Origin of the sequence: Devosia ginsengisoli (genome assembly GCF_007859655.1) — a bacterium.
In the GTDB taxonomy this organism is placed as follows: domain Bacteria; phylum Pseudomonadota; class Alphaproteobacteria; order Rhizobiales; family Devosiaceae; genus Devosia; species Devosia ginsengisoli.
In genome coordinates this window covers 3,187,594-3,200,806 of record NZ_CP042304.1, presented here as the reverse complement: position 1 = coordinate 3,200,806, position 13,213 = coordinate 3,187,594, and the positions used below count along the sequence as shown (strand labels likewise).

The window sequence follows — 13,213 nt, the reverse complement described above, 5'->3', positions numbered from 1 at the left end:
CGGAAACGCGACAAAACAAGGGCCCTAGCGGACATGCAGGGTGAAATCGGGGCGTTGGCTGGGCGGAATGCCCAGATCGTCATAGAGCCGCGCCGGCACTTGCTGCGGGATGCGCTGGCGGCGCAAAGCTTGCTGCAGCAGGGCATAGAGACTGGCTTTTTCGGCAATGGCGACCAGTTCGTCGCTGTGGTTCAGGCGATCGATCATCTGCGTCATGACACTCTCCTGTGCTTGGATAGGCATGATGCGCCCGGTCCCTGACAGGGCCTGTCAGCAGTCGCCGACGCCTGCCCTGTGGCGCAATTGCACCATGCCGGGGCGCGAATGCGCGGCGGGGCTACACGCTGGCGTGAGCTGGCTTTCAAGCATGGGGCGGGCGCGCTAAGGCCGGACCATGACGCGTCTGCTCGGCATTGCTGTCCTCATCCTGGCCCTGGTCGCCCTTGCGGCGCCCAGCCTGTCAGTGGGCGTGAGCGCGCATCCGCCGACATCGACCCAGGTCCATGCGTCATCGGGGAACCTCTTGGCGATCAAGCCCTGCAAGTCGCTGGGCGGCAAGCGCGTGCTGCCCTGCCATCCCGATCTCGGTGTCATGGTCAGCCAGGCGTCGCTGGTCTTCCCCTCGATCCGGCAGCGGTCCTGGCGCGACGTGGTCCTGCCACTCGCGGCGCCGCAGCCAGAGACCGAATTGCCGCCGCCAAGAGCGGCCTGAGCTTTTCGGCCTTCACCACTTTCCCTGTCCGCGACCACACGGTCGCCTATCCGAGTATTGTCATGACCAGTCTTTCCCTTGGCCGCCGCCAGTTCATGGCCGGCGCCGCCAGCCTTTCCGCCCTCGCCCTTGCGGGCTGCGCTACCACGAGCCCGCGTGCCACCGTGCCAGCCGCCCCGGTCCGCCACGCGGTTCCTGCCGATGTGCAGCTGATGTATGGCCCGGTCTATGACGAGCCTTTCCCGCTGCGCGCTGCCGATATGTCGCTGGTCGATCCGATCTACTGGCGCCAGCAGGTCATCGACCCAACCGGCGAGAAGCCCGGCACTGTCGTCGTCGATACGGCCAGCCGCTTCCTCTACCATGTGGGCAGTGATGGCATGGCGACGCGCTATGGCGTGGGCATCGGCCGCGACGGCTTTGCCTGGTCGGGGCGTGCCCATATCGCCTACAAGCGCGCCTGGCCGAAATGGACGCCGCCCTCCGAGATGATCGACCGCCAGCCCGAGCTGGAACCCTATCGTCACGGCATGGCGCCGGGTATCGACAACCCCCTGGGCGCGCGCACGCTCTATATCCACCAGGGCAATGTCGACACGATCTACCGCATTCACGGCAATCCCGACGAGCGCACCATCGGGCAGGCGGTGTCGAGCGGCTGCGTGCGCCTGCTGCAGCAGGACATCATCCACCTGCATGACGCGGTAAAGACCGGCTCGACGCTCGTCGTCGCCTAACGCGTTTCGACAGGCGGGGCTGGCAGAATCACTTGCGCTCCCTATGTTCGGATGCGAACAGAACGGGCACAAATGAAAGAGCGTCCAGATATCGTCGCCGTCATGGTGGGGGTCGCGGTAGAGACCCCCTATAGCTATCGCGTTCCACCGGGCATGGTGGTGACGCGCGGCTCGATCGTGGCCGTGCCGCTGGGCCCGCGGCTGACTTTGGGCGTGGTCTGGGGTGCGCCCAAGGACATGGTGGCGCATAACCGGCTGCGCGATATCGCCCAGGTCTACGACATTCCCCCGCTCAGCGAGGAATTGCTCAAGCTGGTGGATTGGGTGTCCCGCTACACGCTCGCCACCCCTGGCATGGTGCTGCGCGCTGTCCTGCGCTCGACCGAAGCGCTCGATGCGCCCCGGCCGGTCATCGCCTATCGCCGCACCGGCCATGAGCCGGAAAAGCTCACCCCGGCCCGGCTGCGCGTGCTCGATACGCTGCTGGACGACATGGCCTGGCCCAAGGCCGCGCTGATCGGCGCCACCGGCGTTTCGCCGTCCGTCATCGACGGGCTGGAGCGGGCAGGGGCGGTGCAACGGCTCGAAATGCCGCCGCCACCCGTCGTGCTGCCGCCCGATCCCGATGCGGCCATCGCCACGCTGTCGCCGGCCCAGCAACAGGCGCTGGACGAGATCACCGCGCTCGATCCGCATCAATTCGGCGTCGCTTTGCTCGATGGCGTCACCGGCGGCGGCAAGACCGAAGTGTTCTTCGAGGCAGTGGCCGAGACATTGCGGGCCGGGCGACAGGCGCTGATCCTGCTGCCCGAAATTGCCCTCACCAACACGTTCATCGCCCGCTTTACCCGCCGCTTCGGCACCAGGCCCGCCGAATGGCATTCCGACATGACCCCGGCGCAACGGGCCAAGGTCTGGCGCGGTGTGCTCGATGGTTCGGTGCGCGCGGTGGTCGGCGCCCGCTCGGCACTGTTCCTGCCCTTCCGCGAACTGGGCATGCTGGTGCTCGATGAAGAGCATGACGGCGCCTACAAGCAGTCCGACGGGGTCAATTACCACGCCCGCGACATGGCCGTGGTGCGCGCCCATCTCAGCAATGCCCGCGTCATTCTCTCCTCGGCCACGCCGTCGGTCGAAACGCGCAACAATGCCAATGCCGGGCGCTACGCCCATGTGCTGCTGACCTCGCGCTTCGCCGAAGCCGCCATGCCCAATGTCACGGCCATTGACATGCGGGTGAATGGCCCGGAAAAAGGCCAGTGGATCGCCCCGCAACTGGCGCGCGAAGTCTTCGCCGCGCTGGACCGGGGCGAGCAGGCTTTGCTGTTCCTCAACCGGCGCGGCTATGCCCCGCTGACGCTGTGCCGCTCCTGCGGCCATCAATATCAATGCCCTGACTGCTCCGCCTGGATGGTGGAGCACCGCTTCCGCGGCGTGCTCATGTGCCACCATTGCGGTCACGAAGTGCGCACGCCCAAAGTCTGCGGCCAGTGCGGCGATACCGAGAGCCTCACCGCCGTCGGTCCCGGCATCGAGCGTGTTGCTGAGGAAGCGGCCGCCCGCTTCCCCGATGCGCGGCGGGTCATCCTCTCCTCCGACATGGGCAGCAATGCCCAGCTGCGCGAGCGCTTCGCCGAGATCGAGCGGGGCGAGTTCGACCTCATCATCGGCACCCAGTTGGTCTCCAAGGGCCACCATTTCGAAAAGCTCTCTGTCGTCGGCGTGCTCGATGCCGATCTGGGCCTGGCGCATGGTGATCCGCGCGCCGCCGAAAAGACCTTCCAGATCCTGACCCAGGTGGCGGGCCGCGCCGGCCGTGCGTCCAAGACCGGCAAGGCGTTCCTGCAGACCTATCACCCTGACCACCCTGTGATGCGCGCCATGGTCACCGGCGACCGCGAGGCCTTCTACGCCCATGAACTGCTGGCCCGCGAAGCCGGCGGATTGCCGCCCTTCGGCCGGCTGGCGGCGCTCATCGTCTCGGCCAACGAGCATGAAGTGGCGATGGGTTTCGCCAAAAAGCTGCTCTCGGCCGCTCCCATGGCCGATAGCGTGCGCCTGTTCGGCCCCGCCGACGCCCCGGTCGCCATGGTCCGCGGCCGCCACCGCGTGCGACTGCTGGCGCAGTCCGGCAAGGATTTCGACCTCTCCGGCTATGTCCGCTTCTGGCTCGGCTCGGCCGAAAAGGTCACCGGCAATCTCAAGGTCCAGGTGGATATCGACCCGATGAGCTTCATGTAATTTCTGTATATACAAAAATTGACACTGACGGCATGACGGACTACATTGAGGGGGCTCGATGGAATTCGAATGGGACGAGACCAAGAATCGGACAAATCTGGTCAAGCACCGGGTCGGGTTTGACCTAGCGTACATGTTCAACTGGGCCGGCGCCATAATCGAACCGGACAACCGGCACGACTATGGCGAAGATCGCTTTCTGGCTCGTGGCTACGCCGAAGACGGTGTGGGATACTCGATTGTGTTCACCTTCCGAGGCCCCATCATTCGCATAATCAGCGTCCGCGAGTTCAACCGAAAGGAGGAAAGGCGCTATGGACCACCCCAAGCCTGAGAAACGCCGCTACGGCGTACCCGACGACGAAAATCCCGAGCTGACCGAAGAGGCCATTCGCCGGTCCATTCCGGCTAAGCAGTTCTTTGCCGAGCGTGGCTTGCCACTGCCCGGCCGCCCCAAATCAGAGGCGCCGAAGATTTCGGTCAGCCTGCGGCTCGATCCCGATGTCGTCGCCGGCTTTAAGGCGGACGGCCCCGGCTGGCAGACCCGCATCAACGCCGTGCTGGCCGAAAGCCTCAAGCGCAAGAAGTCGGCCTAGACGCCATTCGGGCGCAGCCCCTGGCCTTCTCGCCTCAAATCGCTCCACCGGGCGTCGTCCTCGACACGCCTCTCCCCTGCGACACTTTCGCCGCATTTGAATCGCGCCCGCATGTCTTGCAAGCCGCGCGGGGCTTGTGCTAGAGCGAGCGCGACTTTGAAGGGGTCTCCGGACGGCCTCTTTCCCAGACAAGACTATACGTCGGCAACCGCCCGGGTTTCCCAGAGAAAACAGGGCGGAGGAGCGGGCAGGCAACCAAGAGGGTGTAGCGGCATTGGCAGCGCAGAATTCAGTGCTTACCCAGATCGCCCGGCCATATGCGTCGGCGCTGTTCGATCTCGCTGAGAGCGAGAACCAGTTGGCATCGGTGGAAACGTCGCTTTCGGACGTGTCCCGCCTGATCGGGGAAAGCGCCGATTTCGCGCGCTTCCTGCGTTCGCCGGTGATTGCTGCCGACGACAAGGCCAAGGCGCTCGATGCGTTGCTCGGCAAGTCCAAGACCAATCCGCTGGTCGCCAATTTCCTCAAGCTCATCGCCCGCAACGGCCGCCTGTTCGCGCTCGATGCCATCATCGTGGGCTTCCGCGAGCTGGCCGCCCAGGCGCGTGGCGAAATGACCGCCGATGTGACCTCGGCCAGCCCGCTCAGCGCTGCGCAGGTCAAGTCGCTGGCTGCCACCCTCAAGAGCAAGATCGGCAAGACCGTGACGCTCAACCAGTTTGTCGACCCGTCGTTGATCGGCGGCCTTCAGGTGAAGGTCGGATCGCAGATGATCGACTCTTCCCTCAAGACGAAATTGACCGCGATGAAGATCGCCATGAAAGAGGTCGGATAAATGGACATCAAAGCCGCGGAAATCTCTGCGATCCTCAAGGACCAGATCAAGAATTTCGGCCAGGAAGCCCAGGTTTCCGAAGTCGGCCAGGTGCTGTCCGTCGGTGACGGTATCGCCCGCGTCTACGGCCTCGACAATGTGCAGGCCGGCGAGCTCGTCGAGTTCCCGGGCGGCGTCAAGGGCATGGCCCTCAATCTCGAAACCGACAATGTCGGTGTCGTGATCTTCGGCAATGACCGCGCCATCAAGGAAGGCGATGTCGTCAAGCGCACCGGTTCCATCGTGGACACCCCCGTCGGCAAGGGCCTGCTGGGCCGCGTGGTCGATGGCCTGGGCAACCCGATCGATGGCAAGGGCCCGATCGAGCATACCGAACGCCGCCGCGTCGACGTCAAGGCGCCGGGCATCCTGCCGCGCAAGTCGGTGCATGAGCCGATGTCGACCGGCCTCAAGTCGATCGACGCGCTGATCCCGATTGGCCGTGGCCAGCGCGAGCTGATCATCGGTGACCGCCAGACCGGCAAGTCGGCGATCATTCTCGACACGTTCCTCAACCAGAAGCCGGCCCATGACGCCAATGCGTCGGAAACCGACAAGCTCTACTGCATCTACGTCGCCATCGGCCAGAAGCGCTCGACCGTGGCCCAGTTCGTGCGCCAGCTCGAAGAAGCCGGCGCGCTGCAGTATTCGGTCGTGATCGCTGCCACCGCATCCGATCCGGCGCCGCTGCAGTACATCGCGCCCTTCACCGGCTGCGCCATCGGCGAATTCTTCCGCGACAATGGCATGCATGCCGTGATCGCCTATGACGATCTGACCAAGCAGGCCGTTGCCTACCGCCAGATGTCGCTGCTGCTGCGTCGTCCGCCCGGGCGTGAAGCCTATCCGGGCGACGTGTTCTACCTCCATTCCCGTCTGCTCGAGCGTGCCGCCAAGCTCAACGAAGACCACGGTCTCGGTTCGCTCACGGCTCTCCCCGTCATCGAGACCCAGGCCAACGACGTGTCGGCCTATATTCCGACCAACGTGATCTCGATCACCGACGGCCAGATCTTCCTCGAGACCAACCTCTTCTTCCAGGGCATCCGCCCCGCCGTGAACGTCGGTCTGTCCGTGTCGCGCGTGGGCTCCTCGGCCCAGGTCAAGGCGATGAAGCAGGTTGCCGGCTCGCTCAAGGGTGAGCTGAGCCAGTATCGTGAAATGGCCGCCTTCGCCCAGTTCGGTTCGGACCTCGACGCCGCCACCCAGCGCCTGCTGAACCGTGGTGCCCGTCTCACCGAGCTGCTGAAGCAGCCCCAGTTCTCCCCGCTCAAGACGGAAGAACAGGTTGCGGTGATCTTTGCCGGTGCCAACGGCTATCTCGACTCGCTGCCGGTCAACAAGGTTGCCGATTTCGAGAAGACGGTGCTCTCGGCCATGCGCGGCAAGCATGCCGACCTGCTCAAGACCATCGCCACCGAAAAGGCGCTCAGCGACGACTCGCGGGCCAAGCTCAAGGCCGCCCTCGACGACATCAAGAAGACCTACGCGGCTTAAGGCCATCATGGAGGCGACAAGCCCATGGCTTCGCTAAAGGACCTCAAGAACCGGATCGACTCGGTCAAATCGACCCAGAAGATCACCAAGGCCATGCAGATGGTCGCGGCGGCCAAGCTCCGTCGCGCCCAGGAAGCGGCCGAAGCGGCGCGCCCCTATGCCGAACGCATGGGCAAGGTGCTGGCCGCGCTCGGCGCGGTCTATGACGGTCAGGAAAATGCCCCCGTGCTGCTCGGCGGTACGGGCAAGGACCAGGTGCATCTGCTGGTGGTTGCCACCGGCGAGCGCGGCCTGGCCGGCGGTTTCAACTCCTCGATCGCCCGGCTGGCGCGCGAACATGCCGCCAAGCTGCTGAGCCAGGGCAAGACGGTCAAGATTCTCACCGTGGGCCGCAAGGGCCACGATATCCTGCGCCGCCAGTATCCGAGCAATATCGTCGACACCTTCAATTTCCGCGAGATCAAGCAGGTCGGGTTCACCCAGGCCCAGCAGGTCGCGGACAAGGTGCTGGAGATGTTCAATGCCGGCGAATTCGACGTGGCGACGCTCTATTTCGCCAAGTTCGGCAGCGTGATCAGCCAGGTGCCGACGGCCCAGCAGCTGATTCCGGCCAAGCTGGAAAAGGCCGAGGGCGAAGCGGCGGCGGATGTTGCGGCGGTGCCCTACGAATACGAGCCGAGCGAAGAAGCCATTGTCGAAGACCTGCTGCCGCGCAATATCGCGGTGCAGATCCTCAAGGCGCTGCTGGAAAACTCCGCCTCGTTCTATGGCGCGCAGATGTCCGCCATGGACAATGCGACCCGGAATGCCGGCGAAATGATCGGCCAGCTGCAGTTGAGCTACAACCGCCAGCGCCAGGCCCAGATCACCAAAGAACTCATCGAAATCATTTCGGGCGCGGAAGCGCTCTAAGCGAAGGACAAACAAATGGCAGAGAAAAAGGCCGGTCGCGTATCGCAGGTCATCGGTGCTGTCGTGGACGTCACGTTCGACGGCCACCTGCCCGCGATCCTGAACGCTCTCGAAACCACCAATAATGGCCAGCGCCTGGTGCTGGAAGTGGCGCAGCATCTCGGCGAAAACGCCGTGCGCACCATTGCCATGGACACGACCGAAGGTCTGGTGCGCGGCGCCGAAGTGATCGACCTGGGCGGCGCCATCTCGGTGCCGGTCGGCGAAGCCACTTTGGGCCGCATCATGAACGTCATCGGCGAGCCGATCGACGAAGCCGGTCCGATCTCGGGCGAAGCCAAGCGCGAAATCCACCAGGATGCACCGGCCTTTGCCGAGCAGAACCCGGAAAGCCAGGTTCTGGTCACCGGCATCAAGGTGGTGGATCTGATCGCTCCCTATGCACGCGGCGGCAAAATCGGCCTGATGGGCGGCGCCGGCGTGGGCAAGACCGTGCTGATCCAGGAACTGATCAACAACGTCGCCAAGGCGCATGGTGGTTATTCGGTGTTTGCCGGCGTGGGTGAACGCACCCGCGAAGGCAACGACCTCTACCACGAAATGATCGAATCGGGCGTGAACAAGGACCCGCATGAAAACGGTGGCTCGGCCGCCGGCTCGAAATGCGCCCTGGTGTTCGGCCAGATGAACGAGCCCCCCGGTGCCCGTGCCCGCGTGGCGCTGACCGGCCTGACCGTTGCCGAGAACTTCCGCGACCAGGGCCAGGACGTGCTGTTCTTCGTGGACAACATTTTCCGCTTCACCCAGGCCGGCGCCGAAATGTCGGCTCTGCTGGGCCGCATCCCCTCCGCCGTGGGTTACCAGCCGACGCTGGCGACCGACATGGGCGCGATGCAGGAACGCATCACCACGACCAACAAGGGCTCGATCACCTCGGTGCAGGCCGTGTATGTGCCGGCCGACGATTTGACCGACCCGGCGCCGGCGACCTCGTTCGCCCACTTCGACGCCGTGACCGTGCTGAACCGCGCCATCTCGGAAAAGGGCATCTACCCGGCCGTGGATCCGCTGGCGTCCAACTCGCGCATTCTCGACCCGCTGACCGTTGGTCAGGAGCATTACGAAGTCGCCCGCCGCGTGCAGGAAGTGCTGCAGAAGTACAAGGCGCTGCAGGACATCATCGCCATCCTGGGCATGGACGAGCTTTCCGAAGAGGACAAGCTGACCGTGGCCCGCGCCCGCAAGGTCGAGCGCTTCATGAGCCAGCCCTTCGACGTGGCCGAAGTGTTCACCGGCTCGCCGGGCGTGTTCGTGCAGCTCGAAGACACGATCAAGGGCTTCAAGGGCCTGGTGGCCGGCGAATACGATCACCTGCCCGAAGCTGCCTTCTACATGGTCGGCACCATCGAAGACGCCGTCAAGAAGGCCCAGAAGCTGGCCGCCCAGGCTGCTTAATGCAATAGCCCGGGCCACGGCCCGGGTGCTATCTCGTAGTGGAGCCTGGATATCGTTCCGGGCTCCAGTGCCAAAGGACCAAAAGTATGGCTGAAGGCCTCAAGATCGAGATCGTGTCGCCCGAGCGGCTGGTGCTGTCGGAAGTCGTGACCTCGGTCACCGTTCCGGGCACCGAGGGCTATTTCACCGTGATGGACGACCATGCGCCGTTCATGACGACGCTGCGCCCCGGCTTCATCACGGTCAACCAGAACGGGCAGGACTCGATCTTCTTCGTCAAGGGCGGCTTTGCCGATGTCTCGCCTGATGGCCTGACCATCCTGGCCGAGCGTTCGGTGCCGGTTGCTGAATTCGACCATGCCGACCTCGCTGCGCAGATCAAGGCGGCCGAGGCCGAACTGGCCGCCGCCGCGACGCCGGAAGACAAGTCCTACGCCCAGGAAGTGGTCAGCGCGCTGCTGAACCTGGCCATCGAAGCCGGCCAGCTCAACCAGGGCCACGTCCACTAGGACATTTCGCCAAGGCAAGATTTCAGGCCCGGTCATGACTGCTGTCATGGCCGGGTCTTTGATTTTTCAGGCTGGGGCACCATTCCACCCCACCCCGATGTCATCCCGGCCTTGAGCCGGGACCCATCTCGAGATCGCGCCACAGCCGCAAGGTGTATCGCGCTCCCACCGCATCACCTCGGGGATGGAAAGAAAGCCACGGTTGGCAGCATCTAGCCAACCCACCGGCGCCTCCCGCGGACTTGATCCGCGGGTCACTCTCCACACTGCACAGGCGGCGAGAGACCCCCGGATCAAGTCCGGGGGAAGCGACCGTGGGTGGAAAGGACAAGGTGTCCACTTACCCATCTTATCCCCCTCGCCAAAACCGCGCATATCATCCTCCCCATCTTCCGGGATACGGGCGGCGCTGCAGCGACGGGCGTCCGGAAGCCAGCCGGGGGAGTGGGGGTCGCGCTCCGCTCCGGGTCGAGCGGACGAGGCGTTTGGGCGGGGTGCTACGGCTAACTGCTAGGGTCTGCGATCGCGCCGTCCGAGCAAGTCCCGGCATCCCGAGACGGCTTCCGTCTCATATTTTAATTCCTCAGAGGCGAAAGCCGTCTCGGGATCCGCTCGCTGCCAGTCCTGGCATGCGCCGTCTATCGACAACCGCATCACAGGCGGCGCTTTGGCGCGTCCACTGCAATCGATTGCACAAACTTTGAGCAAGCCTTTGATCTGGCTATCAGAAATGCACGTCATCAATACTCGCTTAAGGAAACAGCCGCATTCTCTGTTCCGGGGAAAGAGCTTCTCGGTCGGCCCAGAAGGGCTATTGGAGACACAGAATGGGTTCGTTGCTCGGCAATATCCGCCTCACCTTCGCCATTGCGGCCATGGCGGTCTGTTCCATCACCATTGCCATCGGCGCGGTCCTGCTGGGCCTCTTCATCAGCCTGACCAATACGGCCAGCCACGATGCGGAACAGGAAGTGGCCAGCGCCACGCGCATCACGGCGGAGATTCTCCAGGTCAACCTGCCCAGTCTCGAAATCGCTTCCGACGAGGCCGGCAATGTCGCAGCGCTGACCATGCGCTCCATGCCGCGCTTCCGCAGCCATGACGTCATCGACACCATCGCCCGGGTCGCCGGCCAGAATGCCGCCATCTATGTCTATGATGCCGAGGTCGGTCCGGACTTCGTCGTGGGAACGTCGAGCCTCGTCAAAGCCGATGGGGAACGCCGGCTCGATACGCCCATCATCGCCGGCACGCCGCTGTTCGAAGCCATGATGGCCAATGAAGCGGTGCGCGACGAAGAGATCGTCGAGGGCGTTGGTTATTTCACGCTCTACCAGCCCATTGCTATGGCCGACGGTACCGTCATCGGCGCGCTGCTGGTGGCGGTGGCGCGTGCGCCGATCGAGGCGGTGGTGGGGCAGAATCTCACCATGCTGGTCGCTGTGGGCGGCGGGGCGCTGCTGATTATCGGCCTGCTGGCGCTGTTGCTGTCGCGGCTCCTGACCCGGCCCATTCCCCGGCTTTCCGGCGTGATGAGCGCGGTGGCCGAAGGCGGCCTGGATATCGAAGTGCCCTATACCGAGCGGCGCAACGAGATCGGTGCCATGGCGCGCGCGGTGGAGGTGTTCCGCGCCAATGCCGAGCGCGTCGCCGAGCTGGGCGAGGAAACCAACCGGCATCTGGTAGCCGCGGCGGACCATACCGGCCAGCTCAATGCCATTTCCATGTCGCAGATGGTGGCCGAGTTCAGCGTCACCGGCGAGGTGCTGACCGCCAACGAGAATTTCCGCAAGCTGTTCGGCTATGAACTTGCCGAAATGCAGGGCCAGCCCAATGCGCTCTTCCTGTTCGATGCCGATCCGGCTGCGCCCGACTATCGCCAGTTCTGGCTCGACCTGGCCGCGGGCCAGTTCAAGGCGGGTGAATATCGCCGTCGCACGCGCGACGGCCGCGAAGTCTGGATTCAGAGCACGTTCAGCCCGATCCTGGGGCTCGATGGCGTCGCCTACAAGGTTGTGCAGTTCGCCACCGACGTCACGGCGCGCGAGCAGGCGGTAGCCGCCGTGGAGGCCGGGCTCAAGCAGCTTGCCGATGGCAATCTGACCGGCCTGATCGATACGAGGTTCCAGGCGGAATTCGAGGATCTGCGTCATGCCCTCAACGGCACGGTGACCCGCTTCGCCGAAGTGGTCGGCCAGTTGCGCGGCGCCTCGCGCTCGATCAAGGCCGCGACCGGGGAAATCTTGTCCGGTGCCAATGACCTGTCCGAGCGCACCACCCGTCAGGCGGCCACGATCGAAGAGACCGCCGCCGCCATGGAGACCTTGGCCGGTACGGTCGCGGTCAATGCGAAAATGGCGCAGGATGCTGCCGGCAAGGCGGGCGCGGTGTCGCGCTCGGCCGCCGAAAGCGGCGCCGTGATGGACCAGGCCAATGAAGCCATGGAGCGCATCACGACGAGCTCGGGCAAGATTTCCAACATTATCGGCATGATCGACGACATTGCCTTCCAGACCAACCTCTTGGCGCTGAATGCCTCGGTCGAAGCGGCGCGGGCGGGCGATGCCGGCAAGGGCTTTGCCGTGGTTGCCGTCGAAGTGCGCCGGCTGGCGCAGTCGGCCGCCAGCGCTTCGGCCGAGGTCAAGGCATTGGTCGAACAGTCGGCCAATGAGGTCAGGGGCGGTTCGCAACTGGTTTCCGACGCCGCGACACGCTTGGCCGAAATGGCCGAGGTCGTGCAACAGAACAACGCGCTGGTGGAGGCCATCGCCAAGGCCAGCGGCGATCAGGCCGTGGCGATCGACGAGGTCTCGATGGCCGTGCGCACGCTGGACGAGATGACCCAGCACAATGCGGCTCTGGTGGAAGAAACCAATGCCGCTATCGAACAGACCGAGGCGCAGGCCCAGGCGCTGGACGGCATCGTGGATGTCTTCGTGATCGCGGAAGGGGAGACGCCATCGGCGACGCAACGCCGGGTCGCGTGACTCAGCTCAGGGCGGCGCTGACCAGCGCCCTGGCATGCAGCTCGGTCGTGTCATAGACCGGCAGCGGGCTCACCGAATCGTCGATCAGCATGGTGATCTCAGTGCAGCCCAGGATCACCGCCTCGGCCCCGCGCGCCGCCAGCCGTTCGATGGCGTTGACGTAGATGCGCCGCGATTCCTCGCGCACGATGCCCCGGCACAATTCCTCGTAAATGATGCCGTTGAGGTTGGTGCGGTCGACCTCGGGAATCAGCGCGGTCAGCCCGCGCTGGGCCAGCCGGTCGCGGTAAAAGCCCATTTCCATGGTGAAGCGCGTTCCCAGCAGGCCAACGGTCTCGAACTTATCCCCGAGCAGCGCATCGCTGGTAGGATCGGCGATATGCACGAAGGGAACGGTAATGGCGTCGGTGATCTGGTCGGCCACGATATGCATGGTGTTGGTGGCGAGGCCAATGACTTCGGCGCCACCAGCCTCGAGGCTGCGGGCAATCTCCGCCAGTTGCTGCCCCGCGCCATCCCAGTCGCCCGCCGCCTGCATGTCGGCAATGGGTGCGAAGTCCACCGAGTGGATGATGAGCGGCGCCGAATGCAGCCCGCCCAGCCGCGCAGCGACATCCTGGTTGATGGCGCGGTAGTAATGGGCAGTGGATTCCCAGCTCATGCCGCCGATCAGGCCGATGGTTTTCATGCCGC

Annotated in this window: 13 protein-coding genes; 11 read left to right on the top strand and 2 right to left on the bottom strand. The window is 64.5% G+C overall.

The features are described from left to right. Positions 1-24: 24 nt before the first annotated feature. The gene (locus FPZ08_RS15600; protein ID WP_146290854.1) at positions 25-216 is read right to left on the bottom strand and encodes a hypothetical protein; all 192 of its coding nucleotides are present in this window, start codon (positions 214-216) and stop codon (positions 25-27) included. A 178-nt stretch (positions 217-394) separates the two neighbouring features. Between FPZ08_RS15600 and FPZ08_RS15595 the strand changes: the two genes are divergently transcribed. From FPZ08_RS15595 to FPZ08_RS15545, 11 genes are all read left to right on the top strand, one after another. Continuing rightward, on the top strand, positions 395-712 hold the full coding sequence (locus FPZ08_RS15595; protein ID WP_146290853.1) for a hypothetical protein: 318 nt from the start codon (positions 395-397) through the stop codon (positions 710-712). A 62-nt stretch (positions 713-774) separates the two neighbouring features. Continuing rightward, complete coding sequence (locus tag FPZ08_RS15590) at positions 775-1,449, top strand: L,D-transpeptidase (RefSeq protein ID WP_146290852.1); 675 nt, start codon at positions 775-777, stop codon at positions 1,447-1,449. A gap of 72 nt (positions 1,450-1,521) precedes the next feature. Further along, entirely contained in the window at positions 1,522-3,690 is a 2,169-nt protein-coding gene (locus FPZ08_RS15585) for a primosomal protein N' (protein WP_146290851.1), read from the top strand. 58 nt (positions 3,691-3,748) lie between these two features. Then, complete coding sequence (locus FPZ08_RS15580) at positions 3,749-4,024, top strand: BrnT family toxin (RefSeq protein ID WP_146290850.1); 276 nt, start codon at positions 3,749-3,751, stop codon at positions 4,022-4,024. Then, the gene (locus FPZ08_RS15575) at positions 4,005-4,286 is read left to right on the top strand and encodes a BrnA antitoxin family protein (RefSeq protein ID WP_146290849.1); all 282 of its coding nucleotides are present in this window, start codon (positions 4,005-4,007) and stop codon (positions 4,284-4,286) included. The genes FPZ08_RS15580 and FPZ08_RS15575 overlap by 20 nt, the downstream gene beginning before the upstream one ends. Before the next feature lie 292 nt (positions 4,287-4,578). Beyond that, the gene (locus FPZ08_RS15570; RefSeq protein ID WP_246132680.1) at positions 4,579-5,121 is read left to right on the top strand and encodes a F0F1 ATP synthase subunit delta; all 543 of its coding nucleotides are present in this window, start codon (positions 4,579-4,581) and stop codon (positions 5,119-5,121) included. Further along, positions 5,122-6,657 (top strand): F0F1 ATP synthase subunit alpha, encoded by a 1,536-nt coding sequence (gene atpA / locus FPZ08_RS15565; protein WP_056256416.1) that lies wholly within the window; start codon positions 5,122-5,124, stop codon positions 6,655-6,657. It abuts the gene before it with no gap. Positions 6,658-6,681: 24 nt separating this feature from the next. Then, a complete protein-coding gene (locus tag FPZ08_RS15560; RefSeq protein ID WP_146290847.1) occupies positions 6,682-7,569 on the top strand; it encodes a F0F1 ATP synthase subunit gamma in 888 nt (295 codons plus the stop codon). Between the two features lie 15 nt (positions 7,570-7,584). After that, positions 7,585-9,024 (top strand): F0F1 ATP synthase subunit beta, encoded by a 1,440-nt coding sequence (gene atpD, locus FPZ08_RS15555; RefSeq protein WP_056233290.1) that lies wholly within the window; start codon positions 7,585-7,587, stop codon positions 9,022-9,024. Between the two features lie 86 nt (positions 9,025-9,110). Then, a complete protein-coding gene (locus FPZ08_RS15550) occupies positions 9,111-9,533 on the top strand; it encodes a F0F1 ATP synthase subunit epsilon (protein ID WP_146290846.1) in 423 nt (140 codons plus the stop codon). 827 nt (positions 9,534-10,360) lie between these two features. After that, entirely contained in the window at positions 10,361-12,520 is a 2,160-nt protein-coding gene (locus FPZ08_RS15545) for a methyl-accepting chemotaxis protein (protein ID WP_146290845.1), read from the top strand. Position 12,521: 1 nt separating this feature from the next. On the opposite strand, the gene FPZ08_RS15540 is transcribed toward FPZ08_RS15545, so the two are convergent. Then, positions 12,522-13,208 carry an aspartate/glutamate racemase family protein gene (locus tag FPZ08_RS15540; protein ID WP_146290844.1) on the bottom strand — a complete coding sequence of 229 codons (687 nt, stop codon included), beginning with the start codon at positions 13,206-13,208 and terminating at the stop codon, positions 12,522-12,524. Between the last annotated feature and the right edge of the window lie 5 nt (positions 13,209-13,213).